We start from the raw sequence: 25771 nt of genomic DNA, 5'->3' as shown, positions 1-25771 counted from the left end.
GCGATCCTAACACGTGGCTTGCGCCGCGCCCAAACTCAGCATAAGTGCGAGACAAACCAGAGACAGGAGACCGGACATGGGTTTCAAAATGGGCATCGTCGGATTGCCAAACGTTGGCAAATCCACGCTCTTTAACGCGCTGACCAAAACCGCTGCGGCGCAGGCGGCGAACTTCCCGTTCTGCACCATTGAGCCGAATGTGGGCGAGGTGGGCGTACCGGACGCACGGTTGGACAAGCTGGCCGCGATTGCGCAATCCAAGCAGATCATCCCGACCCGCATGACCTTTGTGGACATCGCCGGTCTGGTGAAAGGCGCGTCCAAAGGTGAAGGTTTGGGAAACCAGTTCCTAGCCAACATTCGCGAGACCGATGCAATTGCCCATGTGCTGCGCTGTTTTGAAGATGGCGACGTGACCCATGTGGACGGTCGCGTTGATCCGGTGGCAGATGCGGAGACCATCGAGACCGAGCTGATGCTGGCGGATCTGGAAAGCATCGAGAAGCGCCTTCAAGGCATCGTGCGCAAGGTGCGTGGCGGTAACAAAGAGGCTGTTCAGCAGGAGCGTCTGTTGAAAGCGGCACAAGAGATGCTGGAAGATGGCAAACCTGCGCGTCTGGTCGAGGTTGACGAGGAAGATGCCAAGGCCTGGAAACTGCTGCAGCTTCTGAGCACCAAGCCGGTTTTGTATGTCTGTAACGTGGGCGAGGCCGAGGCTGCAGACGGCAATGAACACTCTGCTGCCGTGGCTGAGATGGCCGCAAAACAGGGCAACAGCCATGTGATCATCTCCGCACAGATCGAAGAAGAGATCAGCCAGCTGGAAGATGAAGAAGCGGAAATGTTCCTCGGTGAGATGGGCCTGGAAGAAGCCGGTTTGGACCGTCTGATCCGTGCGGGATACGAGCTGTTGCATCTGGAAACCTACTTCACGGTTGGCCCCAAAGAGGCCCGCGCCTGGACCATCCGTCAGGGCACCATGGCGCCTCAGGCGGCTGGAGTGATCCACGGTGACTTCGAAAAAGGCTTCATCCGCGCCGAAACCATTGCCTATGACGACTACATCGCCTGCAACGGTGAAAGTGGCGCCAAGGAAGCAGGCAAAATGCGGGCTGAGGGCAAAGGCTATGAGGTGCAGGACGGCGACGTGATGCACTTCCTGTTCAACACCTAAGTCGATTTTTGATCAGTGCCGGCCCCGTTGGGGGCCAGCACGTCGTGTCCGCAAAATGGCTGGGATCAAGAGCTGATCAGATGACAGCCAGCAGCATCTTCACCAGAGTCGCCAAAGTTAAAGCCGTTCCAATATTCATCTGGAATGGCCCGAAGCGCGTCTGACATGAACGGGTTGGCAACTTCGATGCAAGTCCGCGCGCTGTCGTTCACCTTTGCCTTAGCCTCGGCGATGGTTGGCGCTGCCTCAAACAGAGCTTGAAAAGAGCCATCCTCCATTGCGATGGTCAGGCCACGTTCGATGGCTTGTGCCAGTTCTTCTTGAGACGGATCAACGTACATCAGGAACGCAAGGCGATAGCGGATCAGGATGGAATCGTCCACCATGAGGTTCGGCAGTTCGGCGGCATGGCCTTCGACTTCCGCGTACGGTTCAAAAACGGCGCGTGTGTAGGCGTCGCAGCGTTTGGCATGGGTCATTTTGAAGAGGTTTTCGTAATTTGATTTCACCATGTTGAAGCCAGCGGCTTCGAGAATATTGGTGTCTCCCCAGCCCAGCCCCTGGCATATAGAAAGAGCCATGAATTCGTTGTGGGTGTCGATCTCGTCAAAGCGGTCTGCGTTGTCTTTGTGGATGATGGCGATGCGGTTGCCCAACAGTCCCCGATAAAGGGGGAAGTAAATGGGCCGCAGGTTGTCCTCATAAAACGGGTCGGCCCCAAAGAAGCCCACGGTCCAGTCGCCCTTTTCTTTCATCAAAGTGGCCATGCGTTGGTGGGACGCGGGCTCTGGTTTGGGAGCCAAAGTGTAGTCAAGCCCCGCTTTGGTCAGGGCGAGTTCCAAGACGTCCAATGGATAGTCATAGCGACGGTCGTTGTCCGCAAGTTGCGGGTATGTGACGGTGATCGGCTCTGCAGCAACAATGGTTGCGGCCACTGATAGGCCCAGTGCACATAGGGTTTTCCGAATGATAGTCATTTAGTTTTCTCCTCAAATTAAATCGGCCCTATCAAGCACGCCGGTGTCTAATAAAAGGTGAAAGCATGTTGCTGCAGAGGTGCGTCAATCTGCGAGGAATAGTTCAAATTTGACTGAGCTTGTTAATCTACTTCAGTGCCCGTGCCAGAAATGCCTGGGTATCGGGGTGCTTTGGTGTGACAAACAGAGCGCTAGGCGCACCTTCTTCGACCACTTTGCCGTTCTTCAGGAAACAGACTTTATCTGCCGCCTCCCGGGCAAAGCCCATTTCATGGGTCGCCAGCACCATGGTCATGCCGCTTTCTTTCAATAGGCGCAGCACGTCGAGCACTTCTCCGACCAGTTGCGGGTCCAGCGCGGAGGTGATCTCGTCAAACAACATCACTTCCGGTTTCATCGCCAAAGCGCGCACAATGGCGACCCGTTGTTGTTGTCCACCGGAAAGCTGGTCCGGGTAATGGTCCATGCGGTCGGCAAGGCCAAAGCGCTCAAACAGCTCGGTGACCTCGGGGCGCAGCGCGGCGCGGGATTTTTTGTAGACCCGCCGAGGCGCGAGCATCACGTTTTCCGCCGCGGTCATATGTGGAAAGAGATTGTAGCTCTGAAACACCATGCCAATGCGGCGGCGCACCGGTTGAGGATCCAGGCCGGGCAGGGAAATGTCCTCGCCATCGAGCAGAATTTCCCCGTCCTCAATGGTCTCCAACAGGTTGATGCAACGCAGCAGCGTGGACTTGCCCGCCCCAGACGCGCCGATCAGACAGACCAACTGGCCTTCCTCTACTTCCAAGTCGATGCCATCGCACACGGTGTTGTCGCCAAAGCGTTTCTCAACCGCTTTCAGGGTGATCTTCGCCATCAGCTGCGCTCCCGGTTTTGCTTGGCCATGAGGTAGTCGGCATAGCGGGTGGCTGGGATTGTGACTGCGAGGAAGATCACGGCGGCGCCCACATAAGGGGTGAAGTTCGCGAGCAGCGATTTGAAAACACCGGCCTGGCGGAAGATTTCCACCGGTCCAATGAAGCTCAACAATGCAACGTCTTTTTGCAGGGCGATGAACATGTTCATCTGCGCTGGGATCACGCGGCGGATGGCTTGGGGCAGGATCACAAACCGCATGCTGTCTGCATCCGATAAGCCGAGCGACGCAGCGGCGGCCCGTTGGCTGGTGTGCACGCTTTCGATGCCAGAGCGGAAAATTTCCGCCACATAAGCCGAATAGGTCAGGATCAACGCCAAGGAGCCCCAGATGTAGGGCGAATTCCATGGGCGGGGCAGGCCGAGGCCAGGAATGCCAAAGCCGATCAGATAGACGGTTAGCACTACAGGCACGCCGCGGAAGATGTCGGTGTAGGCCGCGCCTAAAATGCGCAATGGAAACAATGCCGGATTGCGGGTGTCGCGTGCCAAAGCGACCAACAGGCCAAGGATGACAATGGCCGGTGCGCTCCACAAGAAGATCGCCACGTCGAGCTTGAAGGCCTCAAGCAGCTTAGGGAAGGTTTTGGCAAAGACCTCCCAATTGAAAAAGCTGGCCTTGACCCGGTCCCATCCCGGTGCCATCGGCACAAGGATCACAACGGCCAAAAACACCGCCAACGTGCTGCCGCCCGCGATCAGCATAGAGCGGCGGCGCAGGCGGTCTTCGTAAATCTGGCGGCGGGTTTTGCCCGCCGCGTTGGTCTTGGTCATGGTCTTTGATCAGCTTATTTGATCAGCGGCACACCGGTGGTTTCCTGAAGCCATTCTGCTTCAATCGCGGCCAGTTTCCCGCTCTCGGTCAGGGCTGCGATAGCCTCATCGACACAGGCTTTCAAGGCGTTGCCTTCTTCCAGCAGCAGACCAAAGCGGTCCGGGTTGTCGGTGCGGTCGGCAGGGAACTGGCCAATCACGGAGGAGCCTTCGACGACAACGGCGCTCAGGTACAGCGCGGTTGGCAGGTCAAACAGCGCGGCGTCGATCTGACCAGCCTGCATCGCAGCAGTCACATCTGCGTTGTCGCCGTACAGCAGCGGCATGTCATCTGGCCCAATGGTGTCCATCAGCACAGGCACGGCGGTGGTGCCGCCCATCGCGCCCCATTTCAATGCTTTGAGCGCGTCCACTGTGGCAGCGGTGTCTTTGGCCTCCGCAGAGGCCAGGATCGCCATCGGTGCGGCGTAGTAGGCAGACGAGAAGTCGACCATTTTCTCGCGTTCTTCGGTGATGGAGAACTGCTGCAAGTTGAAGTCAAAGTCTTTTGGCCCCGGCTGGATCGCCTGGTCAAAGGAAGAGCGCACCCAGGTCACCTTGTCCGCGCCAAAGCCCATTTCTTCAGCCACGGCATAAGCCACAGCCGCCTCAAACCCTTTGCCGCTTTCTGGCGCATCATCCATGATCCAAGGATAGTAGGCCGGGTTGCCGGTGGCGATGGTCAGAGTGCCCTCGGTCAGGGTCTTGCCGTCGGCACAATGGCCTGCGGCAAAAGCGGCGGAGGTGGTCAGCGCGGTGAGCGCGGTGGCGGCAATAACTTTGTGAAACACGGTGAATTCTTCCCTTTTGAACTGTTTGGTCAAAACATGCTTGGGAAGGGCCGTGTTGTCCAGCGGAACTCTTTGACACAATCGAAGTGCACGTGATTAACCAGTACCAATGTGTACAAATCAGCCATTCATTAGGGGGTGATGGCGGAGACGAAGGGACAAACACGTTCCAACAAATTCAATTACTTAAACCGGCGAACCAGCCAAGAACTGCGCAATATCGCGTCAAAACAAATTTCCGAGTTGGTGAACCTTTCACCTCGGAAAATTTCCTGCCAAAAGACTGCATCTGCACCGAGTGCTCACCAGGAGTTTTTCCTATGAGCAGGAAGGTAAAAAAGCAGTTTCCAGGCACAAGTTCCTATCTCGATCGGCATGGAAAACGTCGTTGGAGATATCGGAAAAAAGGTCTCTCAGTTGAGCTCGGGACCAACTATGCGTCCAAGGACTTTCTTCGACGTTATGAGGACGCTGTTTCCGATGTCGAGAGGCCGAAATCAGAACGCCGCGTTCTAAAGCACAGCTTCTATTCGCTGTCCGAGAAATATTATCAATCATCTGCTTATGAAAAACTGGCGGCTTCGACCCGGAAAAAATATCGGCGCACGCTCGAGAGCTTTCTTGCCGAATATGGTGAGAAGTCTGCCGCTACGATCAAGTTACGGCACGTTCGAAAGATTCTAAATGACCTTCACAATACCCCGAGTGTTGCCAATCAGTTGCGTCTGCTGCTGCAGTGTCTGTTTGAACTCGCAATGGACTATGAATGGAGAAATGATAACCCTGCAGACAAGACTAAGCCTTTGGCGGAAAAAAAGGAGAACATCCATACGTGGAGCGAAGCTGAAATTGCCAAGTTTGAGGCGCGACACCCGGCTGGAACACTGGCCAACACGGCGATGAACCTCATGCTCTACACAGGAGCAGCCCGGGTCGACGTCGTTAAATTGGGCCCCCAGAACGTTGTGGAAGGACGTCTTCGGCTGTCTGACGTCAGCACCTATGGGTCCAATTAGGGTGATTTGATAAGGGAGAGTTTCTGGCTCATCGTAACCACTAAGGAGTGGAAGATGAGAAAGACTACGAAGAGCCCTGGCGAGAAGATCGTTAAAGATATCAAGCGCGCCACCCGTAAACAGTATTCGGCGGAAGAGAAGATCCGTATCGTCCTTGATGGTCTTCGTGGCGAGGACAGCATAGCTGAACTGTGTCGCCGCGAGGGGATTTCTCAAGGCGTTTACTACAAATGGTCGAAGGACTTCATGGAGGCCGGTAAGAAGCGGCTGGCGGGCGATACAGCGCGTGCCGCAAACACTGACGAGGTGAAAGAACTGCGCCGCGAAGCAAAGGATCTCAAGGAGGTTGTCGCGGAGCAAACATTGGAACTGCGTCTTCTCAAAAAAAGCATGACAGGCGATGGGGGCGACCACGAATGAGGTATGCCGCATCCGAGAAGCTGGAGATCATCCGGTTGGTTGAAGAAAGCCATCTGTCAGCGCGTCGTACATTGGCCAAACTGGGTATCCCTCGCACCACATTCTACCGTTGGTACGACCGATACCTGCAGCGCGGGGAGGCTGGTCTTGAGGATCAGTCTCCCAAGCCCAAACACGTTTGGAACCGCGTTCCAGACGAGGTGAAGCGCAAGGTCGTCAGCTTCGCCTTGAAAGAGACAGAGCTGTCACCCCGCGAGTTGGCGGTGACCTTCACAGACCAAGAACGGTACTTTGTATCGGAATCCACAGTGTATCGCACGCTCAAGGCACATGACCTGATCACCAGCCCAGCATTCATCGTGCTGAAAGCCGCGAATGAGTTCGAGCATAAGACAACGGCCATCAACCAGCTTTGGCAGACCGACTTTACCTATCTCAAGGTTCTGGGGTGGGGCTGGTTCTATCTCAGCACAATCCTGGACGATTACAGCCGCTACATCATCTCGTGGAAGCTCTGCACGACCATGCGGGCGGAGGATGTGACTGACACGCTGGACTTGGCTTTGCAGGCGTCAGGGTGCGATCAGGTCCACGTTGTCCACAAACCGCGCCTACTCAGCGACAACGGCTCCAGTTACGTCTCGGGTGACCTGGCTGAGTGGCTGCAGGACAAAGGCATGAAACATTCACGTGGAGCGCCGTATCATCCCCAGACGCAGGGCAAGATCGAGCGTTGGCATCAAACTTTGAAGAACCGGATCTTGCTGGAAAACTATTTCCTGCCCGGCGATCTCGAAGACCAAATCGAAGCCTTCGTCGATCATTACAATCACCAGCGATATCACGAGAGCCTGAAAAACGTCACACCAGCCGATGTCTACTTCGGACGTGACCAAGCCATTCTGGAACAACGAGAAAGGATCAAACGGAAGACATTCGAAGCGCGACGCTTGCATCACAGTCAACGCGCAGCATAATCAAACCGACCCGATGAGCCGAACACTCTCTTAGTTCACGCCGCTTTTGGTTCCAAAAACTTTGACGACGGACAAACTATACGGGCGGACCACTTCAGTGGGGGAGGATCAATACGTGAGAAGCTTTTTGCGGAGCTCCAGCCTCAAACGTTGATGCAGAGAACGCCCCTCTGCACCACTTTCGAAAATCGGGCTAGTCCAATCCTTCATGCTCGCTTTCTTTTCTATCTCACCACTCAAGAATGATTATAGCAAGTCGGTCTAGAAATGCGGCCGGAGGAGACGATTTTCTTTTCAGTGTGATGTCAGCTGCCACGGACTGGCTTGAATGGGAGCATTCAACTCAGTTACGCTATGACGACAGAACCCATCCCCTTGAAGTATTTGAATTTTTCCTAGGACTTCGTCACGCTGGCCGTCCAAAAATGTTCGATGCGGCGTGCAGTCTAGACCAGCGAATACACCAAAAGCTCAGACATTGGACGGAGGCTTGCCGCTAGCGTTGGGTATTCAATGTGTCCATTTCTTCGGTCCTTAAGGCTCCTATGGACGAATGGTAATAATCTGACCTCTCGGTTGGAAAGTTACCAACTCGATAGAATTGGTCCGCCGCTCAGAGCACGATCGTGCGGCGTAAACATCTAACAGTTCTGCTACGCCCAAGCCAGCCAGGCACCGCAATGTGCTTCGCGCAGTGCGATTTAGTCCGAGAGGTATCCATTCGATTGCCACTTCCAATGAAATTGAATCATCGAAGTTCTGATAGCCGACAACTTGTCAAACGCGGTTGTCCTCGTTTTATTGGGCTTTTTGCGACCCCAACGTTTACATTTTGCCCCAAAAATCTAAATTCTAGGTTCTCATGTGAACATTAGGACAACATGGGGACAACATTGCCCACCGGAAATCGGCGAAATTCGGTGATATTGGCGCAAATTCGAGGCCCACATGTTTCCAACTATATTACTCATGTAAACATCAGGCGCGGATTAGGTAAACAAATGTCAACGTCAGACAAGTCATATAGGGACCCAGCGCCATAATTCCGCTGAGCCATTCCTAGTAACCATTCGCACAAAAGATGCCATCGCGCTCATTGCGCTCTTAGCTAAAGTTCAATGCCGCTCACACAAAGATGGAAATCCTACAGCCGAATGGTGCGGACAGCACATGATGACTCCCTCCGACGTGTTTGCCCTTTGCAATTCTTCCCTCTGCTTCTTTCACAACAAACCCAGATCAATCAGCCACTTAACAAGCGTATTCATCCCCAGAGTAAACGCGGCGCCGCAAAGCATCATAAAGACCTCTCGGCGTGCAAAAACTTGTGACCGAATTACGTTCATTTCCGCGATTGAGGTACGCAAGCTGGCGTTGGTGGCTGTATCAATGGCTGCCCGTCTAGTCTCATTCATGTGCGATGCTCCTTCATTCTTGCGATCAAAGTATCATGGCGCGAACTCACCGTAGAGGTCAAACCTACTTAAGCGTTGTATTCAGCCTCCATTTTACAGAGCACCAAATAGATTTGGGCATGCCGATTTTGACGCGAAGTGCCAACATGCAACACAAGTATTGATGCGCTATCGGCCCAACGCTGACACTTTGCGTTCTCCAATCGAATGCCCGCAAAGCACCTCGCAGCAACCGTCAGAATGCAGGCTTGATGGTTTTTGCTGTGAGGAGTGAAAGCTAAGGTGAACGAAATTTATTTGCATTACGTTATAACATAACATATCAGGTGCGAGTCTATTGAGGGTCCGCCTGTGAGCAAGAAAAATGAAACTTGGGCAGAGAAAGTGCTGGGGATCATTCGCCAACGTGATCAGCCCGTTTCTGCTTACGGTGTTCTGGAGGAGTTGCGGTCTGAAAGCCCGAAAATGGCCCCTACCACTGTGTACCGTGCACTCAAGTCTCTGACGGAAAAAGGCAGTGTGCATAGGATTGAGTCTCTCAATGCCTATGTTGCTTGCTCCGATGATGGTCATCATCATCCGTCGATCATGTCGATCTGTGGCGATTGCGGATCCGTAGATGAGCGCGATGCACCGGCCGTGTTCTCGCACCTTTCCTCTGCATTGGGCGAGGCCGGCTTTACGGCGGATCACCACGTGATTGAGGTCCACGGATTATGTGCTGACTGCAAGGAAACAGAGGACGGTACCTGATGGAGAAAGCTGAAATCCAGCGCATCCTGCTTGTTGGTGTCCTCCCCCGACTGCTCGTCGCAGCAGGGGTGATTGTCGCGCTATGGCTGGGGTTCTTCTGGGCCACCACCACGCCGGGGGCATTATGAGTACGTCGGTTGCTTTCAAAAACCTAACACTTGGCTATGAACGCCTGCCTGCAGTTCAGCAACTTGATACTGAGATCAAACAAGGCAGTTTGACGGCCATCGTTGGTCCCAATGGCGCTGGAAAATCCACACTCCTGAAAGGCTTGACTGGATCGTTGTCGCCGATTGAGGGGCATATCGAGGTGTCCAATCTGCGCGCGGATGACATCGCCTATTTGCCGCAGCAATCTGAAATCGACCGGAGTTTTCCAATTTCGGTGTTGGATCTGGTTGCGATGGGCCTGTGGCGTGAGATTGGTGCTTTTGGCCAGGTTGGCCGAAAGATGCGTGGCCGGGTTGAGCAAGCTATCGCCGCGGTTGGACTGCGTGGGTTTGAAAGCCGAGCCATTGGCTCTCTCTCCGGCGGACAAATGCAAAGAGCCCTGTTTGCGCGTCTGCTTTTACAGGACGCAGAGCTGGTGCTCTTAGACGAACCTTTTTCCGCTATTGATATGAAAACAATGGCAGACTTGATTGGCATCATCGAACGTTGGCACGGAGAAGGCCGAACGGTTCTTGCGGTTTTGCACGACGACACCACCGTGAGATCCCACTTCCCCGAGACTCTGATGTTGGCCCGTGAGCTTGTTGCGCACGGCCCAACTGAGACGGTGCTAACGTCCGAAAATCAGTTTCGAGCGCGGCAAATGTGTGAGGCCTGTGCAAGCACGCCTCATGTCTGTGGAAAGTCCGCTGCATGATCTGGGATCTGTTTTTGGCGCCATTCGCGGACTTTGGGTTCATGCGCCGCGCGCTGCTGGGCTGCGTCGCTGTCGCAGTTGGTGCCACGCCTGTTGGTGTCTTTCTGATGTTGCGCCGCATGAGTTTGACCGGGGATGCGATGTCACACGCCATCCTACCGGGCGCCGCGATTGGGTATTTGGTCTCTGGTCTGTCGCTCGGTGCAATGACACTTGGCGGTTTGATCGCGGGTATGGTTGTCGCTTTGGGATCAGGTTTTGTCGCGCGGTTCACCACACTGCGCGAAGACGCCAGCTTGGCAGCCTTGTATTTGATCTCTTTGGCTTTGGGCGTTCTAATAGTCTCGACGCGCGGCAGTAATGTGGATTTGATGCACGTGCTGTTTGGCACAGTTTTGGCGTTGGATGATGCGTCCCTCGTGCTTCTGTGCTCGTTCGCAAGCCTGTCGCTTTTGGTCCTTGCGTTGATCTACCGTCCGTTGGTGCTTGAATGCGCGGATCCGCAGTTTTTGCGCTCTGTCAGCAAACTCAGCGCGGCAACCCATTTCACCTTCCTCATGTTGGTGGTGATGAACTTGGTTGCCGGATTTCATGCGCTTGGCACATTGATGGCCGTTGGTATCATGATCTTGCCTGCTGCCGCTGCCCGTTTCTGGGCGGGGGGTATTGGCACCCTGATCGCCGCCGCTGCGGCCATCGCGTTTCTGTCAAGCCTTTCCGGTTTGCTTTTGTCCTTTCACTACAGCCTGCCGTCCGGCCCCGCGATCATTCTTGTCGCCGGGGTGATCTACACGCTGTCCCTGTTTTTTGGCCCGGAGGGGGGCGTGATCGCCCAGACCCTGCCGCGCCGCCGATTTGAAACCTAACGAAGGAACTCTCATGTTTTCACGTCGCTCTATTCTGCGCTCAGCGGCCGCCGTTACCGCGCTGTCGCTGCCATTCTCCGGCTCCGCTTGGGCGGACGAACCGCTGCCGGTCGTCGCGTCGTTCTCCATTCTTGGTGACTTGGTCGCGCAAGTTGGTGGCGAGCACATCGCGCTGACAACACTCGTTGGCGCCGATGGTGACGCGCATGTGTATCAGCCAACACCACAAGACGCGCGTGCTGTTGCCGGGGCGGAAGTGCTTTTTGTGAACGGGCTTGAGTTTGAAGGCTGGATGGAGCGACTGGTTGAATCCTCCGGTTTTGGCGGCATGCAAGTTGTCGCTACCGATGGCATCGAAGCCATTGCCTTTGATGAACACGATGAACATGGCGACGAACATGATGGCCACGACGATCATGATGATCACGCAGATCACGATGACCATGGTGATGAACACGGTCATGGCGCCCATGCGTTTGAGTGGGCCGGATTGTTCGACCTGAAGGCCGGCACGTACCAGTGGTCCTTTGCCAAAGTAGACGGCGACTACGCTGACCCCGCCATGAAGATGGTCATGTTGGCGGCGAGCGACATTGAAGCTGTTGAAGAAGCGGCTGAGGGCCTGCTCGAAGCGGACGCCTCTGACATCAAAATGGGCGGCGACACGCTGATTGCGGCTGATATGGCTTATGCGCTTACCTTTGACGCGGACAAGGACATCACCCTGTTCACTGTCGAGATCACAGAAGACGGCACTTACGCGTTCTTTACCGAGCACATGCCGTTCGAGTTCGAAGCGGATGCGCATTTCTTCAAAGACACGTCTGGCGCTGATGTCGAGCCGATTGCACAGGAGCCTGAAGGTGATCACCACGCGCATGGGCATGATGACCATGACGATCACGATGACCACGCCGAAGAGGGGCATGACGATCACCATGGCCACAACCACGGCGCCTTTGATCCGCACGCGTGGCAGAGCGTGGATAACGCGGTCATCTACGTAAACAACATCGCCGCAGCACTTGCCAAAGCCGACCCGGAGAACGCAGCGGCCTTCGAAGCGAACCGCGCCGCGTATGTCGCTGAGCTTGAAGCATTGGAAGCTGAGATTGAAGCCTCTATCGGCGCTTTGCCTGCTGAGCAGCGCACCGTGGTGACGCCGCATGACGCTTTTGGATACTTCGCACAATCCTACAACATTCGGTTTGAGGCGCCTCAAGGTCTGAGCACCGAGAGCGAGGCCTCCGCCGCGGATGTTGCAAAGCTGATTGAGCAAATCCGTGAGGAAGGCATTAACGCGGTGTTTGTGGAATCCATCACCGATGACCGCTTGCTGAAACAGATCGCCAATGAGACCAATGCTGTAATTGGCGGCACGCTCTATTCGGATGCGCTGTCTGGCGAGGATGGTCCCGCCGCCACCTATTTGGACATGATGCGCCACAACGTGGTGACCCTGTCCCAGGCCTTGGGCTCCTAAATGGAAGAGTCGCGCGTCCCAGTCACACTGCTCACCGGCTTCCTCGGCGCGGGCAAGACAACCTTGCTCAACGCCGTGCTGGCGGACAGTTCATCGGGGCGCGTGGCCGTCATTGTGAATGAGTTCGGTGAGGCCGGGCTCGATCACGATTTGATCACCGAAAGCAGCGAAGAAATCGTGCTGATGAGTTCGGGGTGCCTATGTTGTTCGATCCGGGGCGATCTCGCCAAGACCATGGCACATCTGTTGCAACGACGTGCACAAGAGGAGATCGCTTTTGACCGCGTGGTGATCGAAACCACCGGATTGGCCGATCCAGGACCAATCTTGCAAACTTTGGTCGCAGATCCCTTTTTGGCCCGCTACACGCGCATGGATGGGGTTGTCACCGTTGCCGATGTTGTGAATGGCCCGGCAACGTTGGACGCTCAGTTTGAGGCGGTTTCACAAGCCGCCATGGCCGATCTGATCGTGCTGAGCAAAACCGATCTGACAACGGAAGCCGAAACAGAACAGTTCCAAAACAGGCTTGCCGCGCTCAACCCGCGGGCGCGGATTATCCCCATCGTTAAAGGACAGGGCGTCGCCGGTCAAATTTGGGGATTGAGCGTGTCACAGCCGAATGCGCCAACGTCAGATGTTGTGACTTGGGCAGTTGGCACACCCCATAAGCAAGACCCACTCGAAAACCTTTCAGGCCTTGCGCCAAGCGCTCCAACGACCGCGTCGCTAAACCAGCATGATGGGCGCATAAGCTCCGCCTCTATCATTCTGGATGTTCCCATCTTCGATGACGTTTTCCATGGTTGGCTGAACTCACTTATCGGCATGCGGGGCAACGACATTCTCCGCATCAAGGGCATTGTGTTTTTGGAATCCCAAGAGGAGCCGCAGGTTTTTCACGGCGTGCAGCACGTCTTTGATCCGCCCAAACTGCTCCCTGATTGGCCAAGCGAGGATCGCCGCTCGCGCATTGTCGTCATTGCCCGTGACATCCCACAAAGCCGATTGGAGCGCAGCCTTCAAGTGTTGCGCAGCAAACCGCCAGAACTCTCTCCCTTCAATGATACGCAGCAGGAAATCCAATGACCGACACGCGTCTTCCCGTAACTGTGCTTTCCGGCTTTCTCGGCGCCGGAAAAACTACGCTTCTCAATCGCGTCTTAAATAACCGCGAGGGCCGGCGCGTGGCCGTCATCGTCAACGACATGTCCGAGGTGAACATCGACGCGGACCTTGTACGCGCCGACACAGAGTTGAGCCGCACCGATGAAACTTTGGTGGAAATGTCCAACGGATGTATCTGCTGCACGCTCCGCGATGACCTGCTGGAAGAGGTGCGTCGCCTCGCCTCAGAAGGGCGTTTTGACTACCTATTGATTGAATCCACCGGAGTTTCGGAACCGTTGCCAGTGGCGGCCACGTTTGAGTTCCGCGACGAGTTTGGCAAAAGCCTGTCCGATGTGGCGCGGCTGGACACGATGGTCACTGTGGTCGACGCAGTGAACTTGCTGAAGGATTTTTCCAGCCACGATTTCCTACGTGACCGCGGCGAAGTGATGGGCGAGGAAGACGAGCGCACGTTGGTACATCTCCTGACGGATCAAATGGAGTTCGCAGATGTTGTCATCCTGAACAAAGTCGCGGACGCCACGCCGGAACAAGTCGATGCCGCGCGCAAGATTATCCGCAGCCTGAATGCCGACACGGAGATTATTGAAACCAACCATTCCCGTGTCGCGGCGGGCAAGATTTTGGACACCGGACTGTTCGACTTTGACAAAGCACACGAGCATCCGATGTGGGCGAAAGAACTCTATGGTTTTGCCGACCACGTGCCAGAAACTGAAGAGTACGGTGTTGGCAGCTTTGTCTACCGCGCGCGCCAACCCTTTATTCCCGAAAAAATCCACGCGGTTTTGAACGGCGCATTGCCCGGTGTCATTCGCGCCAAAGGGCACTTCTGGATTGCGACGCGTCCCGAATGGGTCGCTGAGTATTCCCTGGCTGGCGCGCTTTCCGGCGTTCAGCCCATCGGCACCTGGTGGGCGACCGTGCCTAGGGAACGCTGGCCAGATCATGGGTCAGCGCAGTCCTATCTCGATCAGCATTGGGTGGAGCCTTGGGGCGACCGGCGGCAAGAGCTGGTGTTCATTGGGTCCGGTATCGATTGGGATGCCATCAAGGCCAAGCTGGATGCCTGTCTACTTCCAGTTGTAGCGGCTTCTGGACCAAATGACTTGCCGCTTGATCTGCCAGATCCGTTCCCAGGTTGGCGCCGCGTCGAGGATGTCGCATGATCCAACTTCTGGACATTGAAACAGACACGATTGTTGGCGTTGGCTTTTCGGACAGGGTTGAAGGGCTATCCGCCATCAAAGATGCTGGATGTGCGGCCGTGGTTTGGGAAAGAGATGCACCAAATTTTGCCGCGTGGTTGGCGGTGTTGCCACCAAGTCAGCTTCCCAAAACACGTGTGGTTGTCACACCTGCGCAAATTGCAGCCGAGGCCGAACTGGCTTGCCAACAAGCAGGCACGCCAGACTGTGGTGAACGGGACGCCTTGATCGCGGATATCGCACATCTGGCAGAAACTTTCGCGGCCACCGCAAACGCACCCTACCTACGCTTGCGGCTCGATGTGGTGACAACAAACGCCTGTCGTAAGTTTCATATCGATGCGGTAAAGTCTCGTTTGGTCTGCACCTATCGGGGCACTGGCACACAATACGGCAACTCGCCCGATCGAAGCGATCCGGCGTTCTTTGGCACGGTGCAGACGGGCAACCCAATTGTGTTGCGCGGCACGCTTTGGCCAGAAACTCCAAGCGCTGGCCTGCTGCATCGGTCCCCTCCTATTGAAGGCACAGGGGAAACCCGGTTGTTGCTTGTGCTGGACCCGATTTTTGATGTGGAAGATGCGTACTAACGCATTTGATTGCCGCGTAAAAAAGCCTGCCCTTTGATCCAGAAGGGCAGGCTCTTGTTCAGACGTTGGCCATTGGCTTCATCAATTCCACTTCGGCGTAGTTTCGCACAGCCGTGTAGAAGCAGCTTTTGCGGAAGGTGTGACAGGCCGCGCCCACTTGCTCGACCATCAGCAAAATACAGTCCCTGTCACAGTCAAACCGCAGGTCCACCAAACGCTGAATGTGTCCGGACGTGTCACCTTTACGCCAGAGGTTTGCACGCGAGCGCGACCAATACACCACTCGCCCTGTCTCAATGGTTTCGCGGATCGACTCCGCATTCATCCAAGCCATCATCAAGACCTCGCCGGTCTCCGCTTCTTGGGCAATCGCCGGGATCAACCCGCGATCATCAAACTTTAGGTCTTCAATATTGAAGGTCGTCATCTCGTTGTCCTTTTGGGCCAGCGCGGCGCGCCGGCAAAATCAGAGTGTGTAGCGTAGGAGCGACAGGCTCATCCAAATCACCACTAGTCCGGTGAGGACTTGCAAGCCTGCAAAGGCTACACCTGCCGCTTTGAAGTTATCTGCTGAGGCCAAGGCGGCCGTGCGGGCTGCCACGCTGGACACAGCCACCAACCCGGTGAAGGAGGCGGTGCCGAGTCCCATAACCAAGACTGCCAAAACTCCGGCCAAATGAAGATCCATTTGCCAGGCTATGACCAACAGGAAGATGGCGCCCGTGCAAGGGCGTATCGCAATGCTCGTGATCAAGGCGACGGTCTCTCGAAGGCTGCTCAGCTGCGCCACTTGCGAGGGGGATGGCCCGTGTGCGTGACAGCCACAGTCTGAATGATCGTGATCGGAATGGTGATCGTGATTATGATGGTGGTGATCGGCATCGTGATGTTGGGCCGTGGCCTGCGGCAGGGACCGTGCGCCACGCCACACCAAAAGCGCGCCCACAGACGCGATGGCAAGATAGCTCAACGGCGCCAGAAAATCTTCGGCGAGGGCCGTCATATGATTTGCTGAGACTTCCAAGATCCAAAAGCCGCCGTAGACCAAAACAATGGCCCAGAGGGATTGCGCCAAACTGGACGCCACCGAAAGCAACAGCAAGCGAGACGCGGACACTTGGGTGCCTAATCCGACACCACCAATCAACGCCTTGCCATGACCAGGCCCGACTGCATGGAAAAAACCGTAGGCAGCCGCGCCTGCAAACAAGGCCAAAAGCGCTTCTGTCTGCCCCATGCGAAGGGCGCGAATGGCATCAGCCATGCCGTTTTGAAATCCACGCTGCTCCGTCGCGGCCCATTGCGCGATGGCATCAAAATCAATGACCATAAGCGCACCGCCAAAGAGAAGCGCAAGTATGGCCAATACAGCTATTGTCCGCATCTCAAATAGATCCTGTCAGCAAAATTTGCGCCTACATTGGCCTCTGTTGGTGTTTCTTCGCGGCTGAGTTTCGCCAAAGCCTTGAGCAATGGGTCATGCCTGTTGGGTTCAAACGATATGACGGTGGCCCGGCAATTATCTTTGTTGGCGATCACTTCGGGCGTTTTGGTGATCGAAAAATCGAAAAAATAGGTTGATTCATAAAACGCGACCTCAACGTCGGCATCCTTGAGCGGCAAAGGGGGTTCAAGGCCGCGCAAGAAGGTGAGACGGAGGCGTCCATCGATTATTTGCACATCCAAGCCGCTTGGCCATGCCAAATTGACGGCCTGACCGTTCACGGTCAGGTGCGCAGATCCGTCAAAGTCATCCGGCCAGTTGCTCAACCGATCTGTAAGCGCCACGCGGTCGTCTTCGCTCAGCACGCCGTCTTGCGTCAACGACATGTCGTGTGACGACAACATGTAGAGCGTTTCAAACGCATCATAGAGCCACGTCACACGCAGAGCTTTGAGCGTGTCGTTTTCGGACAGGTGAAAGTCGACGCCGCCGTCAATAAACACATGTGGGTGGGCCCGTACTGCATTGGCGCTGCTCAGAGTGAACACCGTCAAGGCAATGACAGGCGCTACATGCCGGACCGCTGCCCAAAAACGAGACTTCGAAATTGTCCGTTTCACGCGTTCACCGGTTTTGGGACGGCTGTCAGCATGTTGAAGCTGTAAGCCAGCTCTTTCTCAGAAATATCTCGACCAATCACCACGATGCGAGTGCGACGGTCGTCTTTGGGCCAATCTTTCATCTGCACTGGCGGATCAAAGATGTTTTGCACGCCGTGAAACACAAAGGGCGCGTCGATGCCTTGGAGAAACACGATGCCTTTGACGCGCAAAATATCGTTGCCACGCAAAGCGATCAGCGTATCCAGCCACTTGTCAAATGCCGCGTCTATTAAGGGTTCGTCCAGCACAATCGAGGCCGAACCGATCCGGGAGTCATGTGGAGAAAACGCGTTTGTCGGCTGCGCAGCCGGCGCAAACCCAGACAGATTGACCAGCGGATCTGCTTTTGGCTTTCTGCCGGTTGTCCAAGCAAGCACATCAGTATTTTTGGCATCCTTACGCAATCCACTCAGCCCCCAGAGCTGATCCACAATGCCTTTTCCACGTACCGAATGAATGATCTTGGCCGTCGGGTTCAATCCGCGCAGCCGTTCCTCCAGAACAATGACCTCTTCCGACGGAACCAAGTCTGTCTTGCTTAGAATGATGAGATCGGCAATCGCTGCCTGCGACACAGCCTCAAACTGAGCATCCAACGTGGCACCGCCGTTTGCGGCGTCCACCAGCGTCACAACCCCATCCATTCTTGTGATCTGCGCCAAAGAGCGATCCACCAAAAGCGTTTGCAAAATTGGCCCCGGTTCTGCCAGCCCTGTCGTTTCAATGACAACGCGATCAAACGCAAACTCGCCCGCATCCCGCCGCGCAATCAACCCCGCCATGGTGTCGGACAACTCTCCACGCACAGTGCAACACAAACAGCCAGACTGCATCAAAACAACATCATCTTTGGCAGTTTCAATCAGATCATGATCCAGTCCAGCTTCGCCAAACTCGTTCACAATTACTGCTATCCGGCCGTTCTCCTGATGAGCCAGAAGCGCATTCAAAAGGGTCGTTTTACCAGCCCCTAAAAAGCCCGTGAGCAGGGTGACGGGGACGCGTGTGGCGGGCATAGCTGACTCCTGTCAAAGTGGTAGTCGTCAAAAAAGCTGCCTTTAGGCAGTCAACCTGAAGGGTCGATCAGTCGGAGTAATTTAGTATGTTATGATATAACATTATTCAAGACATGGCCGATGTCTTATCAAGGTGTCTACGTTGAAAGACAGAGCGGGAGAGTTGGTTTTCCACCTTTGATCATGGGCAACTCTGAACAAAAGCTGTCGATAGCAAAAGATGCAGCGAAAGATCGCTTACCAACCATACACCGAATGGTTGGGTTCCTTTCGTATCGCAATGGAGGATCGAAGTGCCTACGACCGAAGCACCAATTGTGCGTTAAGCTAAGTTAGTGTTCCGCATTTGAGTCTTCAGATGTCGTTTGCGATCAATCGCATACGATGACAAGATCTATCGTTTCCGTGTAAGGTGCTGCCGCTTCGACAACAACGACCGGCAGAGAATTGGGAAGCCGGTGTAATTCCGGCACTGCCCCCGCAACGGTAACGAAGGTTAGGTGACGGCAATCAGCCACTGGGTCGAGGAGCCCGGGAAGGTGCCAGAACCGAGCGAAAGTTCCTTCCAAGTCCGGAAACCAGCCTTGCGTCTATGTCAAACTGCGGGTGGCAGTGGGGGCACGTGTGTCGGTTGGCCTCCTCAAGCTCTCCGCCAATGTCCTCCTGTCTTCCGCCCAAGCAAGGCCGCGGGGTGCGGCAGGAGAGCCACAAATGACCTCAACAATAGAGTTGTTGGCGCGGCGTGTGCCGGGCTATGCACTGGAACAGGCGTTTTATGCGGACCAGGACGTCTTTCAGACAGATCTTGAAACCATTTACTATCGGGAGTGGTTGTTTGCCATTGCCGCCTGTGAACTCGAAAAACCGGGCAGCTATGTGACCTACAAGGTGGGCGCCTTCAATGTGATCCTAGTGCGGGGCAGCGACAATCAGATCTGCGCGTTTCACAACACCTGCCGCCATCGCGGCTCGGTGATTTGCAAAGCCCACAAAGGCCACGCGCCCAAGCTGGTCTGCCCCTACCATCAATGGACTTATGAACTGGACGGCTCGCTCCTTTGGGCGCGCGACATGGGTGCAGATTTTGACCCTACCCAACACGGCTTGAAGCCGGTGCATTGCCGAGAGCTTGCTGGTCTTGTTTACATCTGCCTTGCCGATCAAGCACCCGATTTCGACGTTTTTGCCGATGTCGCTCGCCCTTATTTGGCGGCTCATGACCTTGCAAACGCCAAAGTCGTGCACGAAAGCAGCATCATTGAGAAGGGCAACTGGAAGCTGGTGTGGGAAAACAACCGCGAATGCTATCACTGTGGCGGCAACCATCCGGCATTGTGCCGTACATTCCCGGACGACCCAGCGGTAACGGGTATCGAGGCTGGTGAGACGCCAGCAGCGCTTCAAGCGCATTTTGAGCGGTGCGAAGCCGTTGGCTTGCCATCGCAGTTTCACCTCAGCGACGACGGCCAATACCGCCTCGCCCGTATGCCGCTCAAGGAAGGGGCGGAAAGCTACACCTTAGATGGCAAATCCGCTGTGCGCCGGTGGTTGGGGCGGTCGCCGTTTGCCGACGCAGGTTCGCTGCTCAAATTCCATTACCCAACAACCTGGAACCACTTTCTTGCGGATCACTCCATCGTTTTCCGCGTGACCCCGATCAGCCCGACGGAGACCGAAGTCACGACCAAATGGCTTGTCCATAAGGACGCAGTGGAAGGTGTCGACTATGATCTCAAACGCCTTACCGAAGTCTGGGACGCCACCAACGACGAAGACCGACAGGTGGTTGAGGACAATCAGCAGGGCATCAACAGCCCGGCTTATGTGCCCGGTCCTTACTCGCCAATACAGGAAACGGGCGTGTTGCAATTTGTGGATTGGTACTGCGCCACATTGGCTGCGCGCCTGTCCCCTGATGTTATGGCGGCGGAGTGACGGTTATGAACGAACTTACCCCTGCAACCGCCCCTGCCATCTGGGATGATGGCGAGATGCTGGAATGCGTGTCGGTGGTACCCGAAATGGCCGACACCGCCAGCTTCACCTTCCGCGCGCCCTCCGGAGCCCTCTTTGCCTATGACTCGGGTCAATTCCTGACGTTAGAGATCCCGGCGCCGGACCAGCCAGGCGGCGTGGTACGTCGCACCTATACGATCAGCTCAGCGCCCTCGCGCCCTCGATCCATCACCATTACCGCCAAGGCGCAGTCCGATAGCATGGGCACGCGCTGGATGCTGGACAACCTCAAGCCCGGCATGCGACTGCGGGCGATTGGTCCGGCGGGGCTTTTCACCAACGCTCAAAGCACATCCGACAAATTCCTGTTTCTGTCGGCAGGCTCGGGCATCACCCCGATGATGTCGATGACCACTTGCATGTGGGACGAAGGGCGCGATTTGGACATCGTTTTCATCAACTGCGCCAAACGTCCGTCTGAGATCATATTCCGTCAGCGATTGGAACAGATGGCAAGCCGTTCACCGGGGCTAGATCTAAAGTTTGTTGTGGAAGAACCCGATCCCTATCGTCCATGGACCGGTTATCAGGGCCTGTTCAATCAGCTGATGCTCGGTCTGATGGCGCCGGACTATCTGGAGCGGGAGGTGTATTGCTGCGGCCCTGAACCATTTATGACCGCTGTGCGAGAGGCCTTGGCTGGTCTCGGCTTTGACATGGATCGCTATCATCAGGAAAGCTTCGGCGCGCCTGTGGAAAGCGTCGCGGAACACCCCGCGTTGGATGATGTTGTGCCCGACGATGATGCGATGGCGGAAATCCACTTTGCCACATCAGGCGTTACGGCCAAAGTGGCGGAAACTGACACCGTGCTGATTGCTGCCCGCGCTGCAGGTTTAAACATCCCGTCAGGCTGTACCTTTGGGGTGTGCGGCACCTGCAAGGTCAAGAAGACAGCCGGAGAGGTGCACATGGTGCACAATGGCGGGATATCCGAGGATGACATTGAGGCTGGCTATATTCTCGCCTGCTGTTCAAACCCAATCGGCAAAGTCTCGGTCGACGTTTGAAAACAAGAAAGGGGCTGAAGCGACGGCCTCTGTTTTTATGTACGCGGCAGAAACTTCTGCAAATCTGGTGGTCGGAAATCCGGCCCCTTCAATACCTTGCCATCTTCTCGCAGCACTGGCCTTCCATCCGCGCCAAGTTTGGACATGTTGGAAGCATGCACCTCTTCCAAGGCGTCCTGCTTTACGCCGTGCAGGCCAAATTCGAGGAAGGTGCCATCCAACACGTATTGGATGTCGCAAAGCGCGTCGAGGGTTTCGACCATATCACCTGTTTCAACCGCCGCGCGCAGCTCAGCAACCTCTTCTTCGAGGATCGCCAGCCGCATTTGCGCCCGAGATTGCGGGATCGATGGGGCGGCCTCAACCGGCACCCCGAACGCCTCATGCCATTCTCGCACAATAGTCAGCGTGTCTCGGGCCATCAAAAGTCCCAGTCTTCGTCTTCGGTCGCCACTGCCTTGCCAATCACATAGGACGAACCAGACCCAGAGAAGAAGTCGTGGTTCTCGCTGTCCGGGCTGAGCGCGGCAAGGATCGCGGGGTTCACCTCCGACACTTCTGGTGGGAAGAGTGCCTCAAAGCCGAGGTTTTGCAGGGCTTTGTTCGCGTTGTAGTGCAAGAAGACTTTCACATCCTCGGTCAGTCCGATGCCGTCATAAAGCTCTTCGGTGTATTCGTTTTCGATGCCGTACAGCTCAAACATCAGGTTGAAGGCGTAGTCTTTCAACTCTTGCTGTTTGTCATCAGACAGCTTCTCATAACCGCGCTGAAACTTATAACCGATGTAGTAGCCATGCACGGCCTCATCCCGAATGATCAGACGGATCAGGTCCGCGGTGTTGGTTAGCTTTGCGCGGCTGGACCAGTACATCGGCAGATAAAATCCCGAATAGAACAGGAAGCTCTCCAGAAACACACTGGCGATCTTGCGTTTCAGCGGGTCATTGCCCGGCGCGTAGGTGTCCAAAATGGAGCGCGCCTTGGCTTGCAGGTGCGGGTTTTCTTCGGACCAGCGAAAGGCTTCGTCGATCTCTTTGGTCGAGCACAACGTCGAGAAAATCGACGAATAACTACGCGCATGGACGGCTTCCATAAAAGCGATGTTCGTCAGCACAGCCTCTTCGTGCGGCGTCACCGCGTCGGGCATCAGCGACGGTGCACCTACGGTGTTCTGGATCGTGTCGAGCAACGTCAAGCCGGTGAAGACGCGGATGGTCAATTGCTTCTCATGGTCCGTCAGGGTTGCCCAGCTTGGAATGTCGTTGGACAGCGGCACTTTCTCGGGCAGCCAGAAGTTGACCGTCAGTCGGTTCCAGACCTCAAGGTCCTTCTCATCCTCCATCCGGTTCCAATTGATGGCGCGGGTGATCTTGGTGTCTAGCATATCTTTCATGGCCTCTCTCCGTTCACAGCGAGCAGGAAACGCAGCCCTGAACCTCTGTGCCCTCAAGGGCATCCTGGCGCAGGCGCACGTAGTAGATTGTTTTGATGCCTTTTTTCCACGCGTAAATCTGTGCGCGGTTGATGTCTCGTGTGGTGGCCTCTGCTGGGAAGAACAGCGTCAGCGACAGGCCCTGATCCACATGTTCCGTGGCCGCCGCATATGTATCGATCAGCGCTTCCGGGCCAATCTCATAGGCATCGCGGTAATAGTCGAGATTGTCGTTGTTCATATAGGCCGCAGGGTAATAGACGCGGCCGATCTTGCCCTCTTTGCGGATTTCGACCTTGGACACGATTGGGTGGATCGAGGAGGTCGAGTTGTTGATGTAGGAGATCGAGCCGGTGGGCGGCACCGCCTGAAGGTTGCGATTGAACAAGCCGTGCTTCATCACATCCGCTTTTAAAGCCGCCCAATCCTCCCGCGTCGGAAGATCAACGCCGTCAAACAGCGCCTTCACTGTGTCACTTTCCGGCAGCCAATCGCGGTCTGTGTATTTGTCAAAGAAGACACCGGAAGCATAATCGGACGCCTCAAAGCCTTTGAAGCTTGCGCCGCGTTCCTGGGCAAGGTCACAGGACGTGCGGATCGCGTGATAGGCCACAGCGGCAAAATAGACCGACGTGAACTCCACGCCTTCGGTGCTGCCATAGTGCACCCGCTCACGCGCGAGATAGCCGTGCAGGTTCATTTGACCAAGGCCAATGGCATGGCTGTCATCATTGCCTTTGCGTACGGACGGCACAGAGTCGATAGCCGACATTTCCGACACCGCGGTCAGCGCACGGATCGCAGCCCCAACGGTGCGGCCAAGGTCGTTGCCATCCATGGTCTTAGCGATGTTCAGCGAGCCAAGGTTACAGGAGATATCGCTGCCCATTTTGGCATAGCCAAGATCATCGTTGAACTCAGACGCCTCATTCACCTGCAGGATTTCGGAACACAGGTTGGACATGTTGATCCGGCCTGCAATCGGGTTCATCCGGTTCACTGTGTCCTCAAACATCACATAGGGGTAGCCGCTTTCAAACTGGATTTCGGCGATGGTCTGGAAGAACTCGCGCGCATTGACTTTGGATTTGCGAATGCGCTTGTCATCGACCATTTCCTCATATTTTTCGGTGACCGAGATTTCAGAAAACGGCACACCATAAACCTTCTCCACGTCATGCGGAGAGAACAGATACATGTCGGCGTTTTTCTTGGCCAACTCAAAGGTGATGTCCGGGATCACCACGCCAAGCGACAGGGTTTTGATGCGGATTTTCTCGTCCGCATTTTCACGCTTGGTGTCCAGAAACCGCATGATGTCAGGGTGATGCGCGTTCAGATATACCGCGCCGGCGCCCTGACGTGCGCCAAGCTGGTTGGCATAGGAGAAGCTGTCTTCGAGCAGCTTCATCACCGGGATCACACCTGAGGATTGGTTTTCGATGCCTTTGATCGGCGCGCCATGTTCGCGGATGTTGGTCAGCAAAAGCGCCACACCGCCCCCACGCTTAGACAGCTGCAGCGCGGAGTTGATGCCACGTCCGATGCTTTCCATGTTGTCTTCCAGACGCAGCAGGAAGCAGGAAATCAGCTCCCCACGCGAGGCTTTGCCGGCGTTCAGGAAAGTTGGTGTCGCGGGCTGGAAACGGCCTTCGAGGATTTCCTCCATAAAGGACATCGCGAGATCTTCATCACCGCGCGCCAGCGTCAGGGCAGTCATCACAACACGGTCTTCATAGCGCTCCAGGAACCGCTGCCCATCCCGGGTTTTGAGCGTGTACGAGGTGTAATATTTGAACGCACCAAGGAAGGTTGGGAAGCGGAATTTCTTCGCATAAGCTTCATCCCAAATCTTGCGCATGAAGTTTTTGGAGTACTGATCCAGCACGGCCTCTTCATAGTAGCCTTCGCTCACGAGGTAGCCGAGCTTTTCATCTAATGAGTGGAAAAACACCGTATTTTGGTTGACGTGCTGCAGGAAATACTGCCGCGCCGCCATGCGATCCGCGTCAAAGCGGATTTTGCCATCCCCGTCATAAAGGTTCAGCATCGCGTTCAGCGCGTGATAATCCAAAGTGCTCAGCTCACTGTCGAGCATAGGTTGTCCCCCAATTTTTGCAGCCCGTCTGTCACGCGGGCGATATCTGTGTCGGTGCCTGCCAGTTCCAAAGTGTAGAGCAGCGGCACGTTGCATTTTTCAGAGATGATGCGGCCCGCAAGCGCGTAGGTCGCACCGAAGTTTCGATTGCCTGTGCCGATCACGCCGCAAATGTGCTTGCGCCGCGCCGGGTCATTGAGAAACCGGATCACCTGTTTGGGCACCGCGCCTCGGCCCTGGCCATCCGCATAGGTCGGACACAGCAAAACAAAAGGCGCATCCACCATTGGCAGCGGCGCATCCGGCTCCACAGCGATACGTGACGCAGCCCAACCGAGCCGCGTCACAAAACGATGCGTGTTGCCTGAAGCGGACGAAAAATAGACAAGTGCCGGAGATCGGCCCGCCACTTTAGGAGGCCAAGCGGGCAATCATGTCCGGACGAAACCCAGACCAATGTTCTCCGTTGGCTTCCACTACCGGTGCTTGGCGATAGCCCATCTCAGTCACGCGGGTCAGCGCGGTGGTGTCGTCGGTCAAATCCACCACGTCATAGCTGATGCCCTTTGCATCCAGCGCACGGGTGGTGGCAGTGCATTGTACGCAAGCGGGTTTGGAATAAACGATGATGCTCATCTGTCCTCTTTCTGTTGTCAAAGTCGAGGACGCAGTGCCCGGCAACTTCCGTGGCAC

Annotated in this window: 27 protein-coding genes and 1 riboswitch; of the genes, 13 read left to right on the top strand and 14 right to left on the bottom strand. The window is 55.5% G+C overall.

The window, feature by feature from the left end; translation table 11 throughout:
• The first annotated feature begins 76 nt into the window (after positions 1-76).
• Entirely contained in the window at positions 77-1174 is a 1098-nt protein-coding gene (ychF, locus tag SIB38_RS19405; RefSeq protein WP_412550872.1) for a redox-regulated ATPase YchF, read from the top strand.
• Positions 1175-1239: 65 nt separating this feature from the next.
• Here the strand turns inward: ychF and SIB38_RS19400 are convergent, their stop codons facing one another.
• From SIB38_RS19400 to SIB38_RS19385, 4 genes are all read right to left on the bottom strand, one after another.
• Positions 1240-2151: a hypothetical protein gene (locus tag SIB38_RS19400; RefSeq protein WP_412550871.1), complete on the bottom strand. Its 912-nt coding sequence runs from the start codon at positions 2149-2151 to the stop codon at positions 1240-1242.
• A gap of 127 nt (positions 2152-2278) precedes the next feature.
• Entirely contained in the window at positions 2279-3010 is a 732-nt protein-coding gene (locus SIB38_RS19395; RefSeq protein WP_294118933.1) for an amino acid ABC transporter ATP-binding protein, read from the bottom strand.
• Positions 3010-3843, bottom strand: coding sequence for an amino acid ABC transporter permease (locus SIB38_RS19390; protein ID WP_294118932.1), 834 nt, complete (start codon positions 3841-3843; stop codon positions 3010-3012). Before SIB38_RS19390 ends, SIB38_RS19395 begins: the two co-directional genes overlap by 1 nt.
• A gap of 14 nt (positions 3844-3857) precedes the next feature.
• The gene (locus SIB38_RS19385; RefSeq protein ID WP_294118931.1) at positions 3858-4673 is read right to left on the bottom strand and encodes an ABC transporter substrate-binding protein; all 816 of its coding nucleotides are present in this window, start codon (positions 4671-4673) and stop codon (positions 3858-3860) included.
• Between the two features lie 92 nt (positions 4674-4765).
• On the opposite strand from SIB38_RS19385, the gene SIB38_RS19380 reads away from it, so the two are divergent.
• Both SIB38_RS19380 and SIB38_RS19375 read left to right on the top strand, forming a co-directional pair.
• Entirely contained in the window at positions 4766-5689 is a 924-nt protein-coding gene (locus SIB38_RS19380; protein WP_412550870.1) for a hypothetical protein, read from the top strand.
• Positions 5690-5743: 54 nt separating this feature from the next.
• Positions 5744-7086 (top strand): IS3 family transposase gene (locus tag SIB38_RS19375; RefSeq protein WP_412550264.1). Its coding sequence is split into 2 segments (ribosomal slippage): positions 5744-6071 and positions 6071-7086, totalling 1344 coding nucleotides; the frame shifts between segments, so codons are not numbered across the junction.
• 1223 nt (positions 7087-8309) lie between these two features.
• On the opposite strand, the gene SIB38_RS19370 is transcribed toward SIB38_RS19375, so the two are convergent.
• A complete protein-coding gene (locus SIB38_RS19370) occupies positions 8310-8501 on the bottom strand; it encodes a hypothetical protein (protein WP_412550869.1) in 192 nt (63 codons plus the stop codon).
• A gap of 351 nt (positions 8502-8852) precedes the next feature.
• On the opposite strand from SIB38_RS19370, the gene SIB38_RS19365 reads away from it, so the two are divergent.
• The 8 genes from SIB38_RS19365 to SIB38_RS19330 are packed head-to-tail and all read left to right on the top strand — an operon-like array spanning position 8853 to position 15400.
• The gene (locus SIB38_RS19365; RefSeq protein WP_412550868.1) at positions 8853-9254 is read left to right on the top strand and encodes a transcriptional repressor; all 402 of its coding nucleotides are present in this window, start codon (positions 8853-8855) and stop codon (positions 9252-9254) included.
• Positions 9254-9382, top strand: a complete 129-nt coding sequence (locus SIB38_RS19360; RefSeq protein WP_412550867.1) for a hypothetical protein — start codon at positions 9254-9256, stop codon at positions 9380-9382. The genes SIB38_RS19365 and SIB38_RS19360 overlap by 1 nt, the downstream gene beginning before the upstream one ends.
• Entirely contained in the window at positions 9379-10122 is a 744-nt protein-coding gene (aztA, locus tag SIB38_RS19355; RefSeq protein ID WP_412550866.1) for a zinc ABC transporter ATP-binding protein AztA, read from the top strand. The genes SIB38_RS19360 and aztA overlap by 4 nt, the downstream gene beginning before the upstream one ends.
• On the top strand, positions 10119-10988 hold the full coding sequence (locus SIB38_RS19350) for a metal ABC transporter permease (RefSeq protein ID WP_294116537.1): 870 nt from the start codon (positions 10119-10121) through the stop codon (positions 10986-10988). Before aztA ends, SIB38_RS19350 begins: the two co-directional genes overlap by 4 nt.
• A 13-nt stretch (positions 10989-11001) precedes the next feature.
• A complete protein-coding gene (locus SIB38_RS19345; RefSeq protein WP_412550865.1) occupies positions 11002-12471 on the top strand; it encodes a metal ABC transporter solute-binding protein, Zn/Mn family in 1470 nt (489 codons plus the stop codon).
• Positions 12472-13560: a CobW family GTP-binding protein gene (locus SIB38_RS19340; protein ID WP_412550864.1), complete on the top strand. Its 1089-nt coding sequence runs from the start codon at positions 12472-12474 to the stop codon at positions 13558-13560.
• A complete protein-coding gene (locus SIB38_RS19335) occupies positions 13557-14771 on the top strand; it encodes a GTP-binding protein (RefSeq protein ID WP_412550863.1) in 1215 nt (404 codons plus the stop codon). The genes SIB38_RS19340 and SIB38_RS19335 overlap by 4 nt, the downstream gene beginning before the upstream one ends.
• Positions 14768-15400, top strand: coding sequence for a DUF1826 domain-containing protein (locus SIB38_RS19330; RefSeq protein ID WP_412550862.1), 633 nt, complete (start codon positions 14768-14770; stop codon positions 15398-15400). Before SIB38_RS19335 ends, SIB38_RS19330 begins: the two co-directional genes overlap by 4 nt.
• 58 nt (positions 15401-15458) lie before the next feature.
• Here the strand turns inward: SIB38_RS19330 and hisI are convergent, their stop codons facing one another.
• The 4 genes from hisI to SIB38_RS19310 all read right to left on the bottom strand — a co-directional run bounded on the left by hisI (position 15459) and on the right by SIB38_RS19310 (position 18522).
• Positions 15459-15827 carry a phosphoribosyl-AMP cyclohydrolase gene (gene hisI / locus SIB38_RS19325; RefSeq protein ID WP_412550861.1) on the bottom strand — a complete coding sequence of 123 codons (369 nt, stop codon included), beginning with the start codon at positions 15825-15827 and terminating at the stop codon, positions 15459-15461.
• Between the two features lie 39 nt (positions 15828-15866).
• The gene (locus SIB38_RS19320) at positions 15867-16784 is read right to left on the bottom strand and encodes a nickel/cobalt transporter (protein ID WP_412550860.1); all 918 of its coding nucleotides are present in this window, start codon (positions 16782-16784) and stop codon (positions 15867-15869) included.
• Positions 16772-17392, bottom strand: a complete 621-nt coding sequence (locus tag SIB38_RS19315) for a DUF1007 family protein (RefSeq protein ID WP_412552067.1) — start codon at positions 17390-17392, stop codon at positions 16772-16774. Before SIB38_RS19315 ends, SIB38_RS19320 begins: the two co-directional genes overlap by 13 nt.
• Before the next feature lie 68 nt (positions 17393-17460).
• Positions 17461-18522 carry a CobW family GTP-binding protein gene (locus tag SIB38_RS19310; protein WP_412550859.1) on the bottom strand — a complete coding sequence of 354 codons (1062 nt, stop codon included), beginning with the start codon at positions 18520-18522 and terminating at the stop codon, positions 17461-17463.
• A 393-nt stretch (positions 18523-18915) separates the two neighbouring features.
• Positions 18916-19124: riboswitch (cobalamin riboswitch) on the top strand.
• Positions 19125-19233: 109 nt separating this feature from the next.
• Here SIB38_RS19310 and SIB38_RS19305 point away from each other — a divergent pair.
• Entirely contained in the window at positions 19234-20457 is a 1224-nt protein-coding gene (locus tag SIB38_RS19305; RefSeq protein WP_412550858.1) for an aromatic ring-hydroxylating oxygenase subunit alpha, read from the top strand.
• 5 nt (positions 20458-20462) lie between these two features.
• Complete coding sequence (locus SIB38_RS19300; RefSeq protein ID WP_412550857.1) at positions 20463-21548, top strand: 2Fe-2S iron-sulfur cluster-binding protein; 1086 nt, start codon at positions 20463-20465, stop codon at positions 21546-21548.
• Positions 21549-21583: 35 nt separating this feature from the next.
• Here the strand turns inward: SIB38_RS19300 and SIB38_RS19295 are convergent, their stop codons facing one another.
• Genes SIB38_RS19295 through nrdH form a run of 5 tightly spaced genes read right to left on the bottom strand, consistent with a single transcriptional unit; the run spans position 21584 to position 25714 of the window.
• Positions 21584-21970, bottom strand: coding sequence for a hypothetical protein (locus SIB38_RS19295; RefSeq protein WP_412550856.1), 387 nt, complete (start codon positions 21968-21970; stop codon positions 21584-21586).
• Positions 21970-22941 carry a class 1b ribonucleoside-diphosphate reductase subunit beta gene (gene nrdF / locus SIB38_RS19290; RefSeq protein WP_412550855.1) on the bottom strand — a complete coding sequence of 324 codons (972 nt, stop codon included), beginning with the start codon at positions 22939-22941 and terminating at the stop codon, positions 21970-21972. The genes SIB38_RS19295 and nrdF overlap by 1 nt, the downstream gene beginning before the upstream one ends.
• A 13-nt stretch (positions 22942-22954) precedes the next feature.
• Positions 22955-25078 (bottom strand): class 1b ribonucleoside-diphosphate reductase subunit alpha, encoded by a 2124-nt coding sequence (gene nrdE, locus SIB38_RS19285; protein WP_412550854.1) that lies wholly within the window; start codon positions 25076-25078, stop codon positions 22955-22957.
• Complete coding sequence (gene nrdI / locus SIB38_RS19280; protein ID WP_412550853.1) at positions 25060-25488, bottom strand: class Ib ribonucleoside-diphosphate reductase assembly flavoprotein NrdI; 429 nt, start codon at positions 25486-25488, stop codon at positions 25060-25062. The genes nrdE and nrdI overlap by 19 nt, the downstream gene beginning before the upstream one ends.
• A 1-nt stretch (position 25489) precedes the next feature.
• Positions 25490-25714 carry a glutaredoxin-like protein NrdH gene (gene nrdH / locus SIB38_RS19275; RefSeq protein WP_412550852.1) on the bottom strand — a complete coding sequence of 75 codons (225 nt, stop codon included), beginning with the start codon at positions 25712-25714 and terminating at the stop codon, positions 25490-25492.
• Between the last annotated feature and the right edge of the window lie 57 nt (positions 25715-25771).

Origin of the sequence: Shimia sp. MIT910701 (assembly GCF_047126315.1) — a bacterium.
Classification (GTDB): Bacteria; Pseudomonadota; Alphaproteobacteria; order Rhodobacterales; family Rhodobacteraceae; genus Shimia.
Note: the sequence above shows the minus strand (reverse complement) of the source record. Positions and strands in the feature narration are given on the sequence as shown.

What these genes read in the sequence shown, in the direction of transcription:
- ychF (WP_412550872.1), top strand. Translation starts at nt 77, where the DNA reads ATGGGTTTCAAAATGGGCATCGTCGGATTGCCAAACGTTGGCAAATCC.
- SIB38_RS19400 (WP_412550871.1), bottom strand. Translation starts at nt 2,151, where the DNA reads ATGACTATCATTCGGAAAACCCTATGTGCACTGGGCCTATCAGTGGCC.
- SIB38_RS19395 (WP_294118933.1), bottom strand. Translation starts at nt 3,010, where the DNA reads ATGGCGAAGATCACCCTGAAAGCGGTTGAGAAACGCTTTGGCGACAAC.
- SIB38_RS19390 (WP_294118932.1), bottom strand. Translation starts at nt 3,843, where the DNA reads ATGACCAAGACCAACGCGGCGGGCAAAACCCGCCGCCAGATTTACGAA.
- SIB38_RS19370 (WP_412550869.1), bottom strand. Translation starts at nt 8,501, where the DNA reads ATGAATGAGACTAGACGGGCAGCCATTGATACAGCCACCAACGCCAGC.
- SIB38_RS19360 (WP_412550867.1), top strand. Translation starts at nt 9,254, where the DNA reads ATGGAGAAAGCTGAAATCCAGCGCATCCTGCTTGTTGGTGTCCTCCCC.
- aztA (WP_412550866.1), top strand. Translation starts at nt 9,379, where the DNA reads ATGAGTACGTCGGTTGCTTTCAAAAACCTAACACTTGGCTATGAACGC.
- SIB38_RS19350 (WP_294116537.1), top strand. Translation starts at nt 10,119, where the DNA reads ATGATCTGGGATCTGTTTTTGGCGCCATTCGCGGACTTTGGGTTCATG.
- SIB38_RS19345 (WP_412550865.1), top strand. Translation starts at nt 11,002, where the DNA reads ATGTTTTCACGTCGCTCTATTCTGCGCTCAGCGGCCGCCGTTACCGCG.
- SIB38_RS19340 (WP_412550864.1), top strand. Translation starts at nt 12,472, where the DNA reads ATGGAAGAGTCGCGCGTCCCAGTCACACTGCTCACCGGCTTCCTCGGC.
- SIB38_RS19335 (WP_412550863.1), top strand. Translation starts at nt 13,557, where the DNA reads ATGACCGACACGCGTCTTCCCGTAACTGTGCTTTCCGGCTTTCTCGGC.
- SIB38_RS19330 (WP_412550862.1), top strand. Translation starts at nt 14,768, where the DNA reads ATGATCCAACTTCTGGACATTGAAACAGACACGATTGTTGGCGTTGGC.
- hisI (WP_412550861.1), bottom strand. Translation starts at nt 15,827, where the DNA reads ATGACGACCTTCAATATTGAAGACCTAAAGTTTGATGATCGCGGGTTG.
- SIB38_RS19320 (WP_412550860.1), bottom strand. Translation starts at nt 16,784, where the DNA reads ATGCGGACAATAGCTGTATTGGCCATACTTGCGCTTCTCTTTGGCGGT.
- SIB38_RS19310 (WP_412550859.1), bottom strand. Translation starts at nt 18,522, where the DNA reads ATGCCCGCCACACGCGTCCCCGTCACCCTGCTCACGGGCTTTTTAGGG.
- SIB38_RS19305 (WP_412550858.1), top strand. Translation starts at nt 19,234, where the DNA reads ATGACCTCAACAATAGAGTTGTTGGCGCGGCGTGTGCCGGGCTATGCA.
- SIB38_RS19300 (WP_412550857.1), top strand. Translation starts at nt 20,463, where the DNA reads ATGAACGAACTTACCCCTGCAACCGCCCCTGCCATCTGGGATGATGGC.
- SIB38_RS19295 (WP_412550856.1), bottom strand. Translation starts at nt 21,970, where the DNA reads ATGGCCCGAGACACGCTGACTATTGTGCGAGAATGGCATGAGGCGTTC.
- nrdF (WP_412550855.1), bottom strand. Translation starts at nt 22,941, where the DNA reads ATGAAAGATATGCTAGACACCAAGATCACCCGCGCCATCAATTGGAAC.
- nrdE (WP_412550854.1), bottom strand. Translation starts at nt 25,078, where the DNA reads ATGCTCGACAGTGAGCTGAGCACTTTGGATTATCACGCGCTGAACGCG.
- nrdH (WP_412550852.1), bottom strand. Translation starts at nt 25,714, where the DNA reads ATGAGCATCATCGTTTATTCCAAACCCGCTTGCGTACAATGCACTGCC.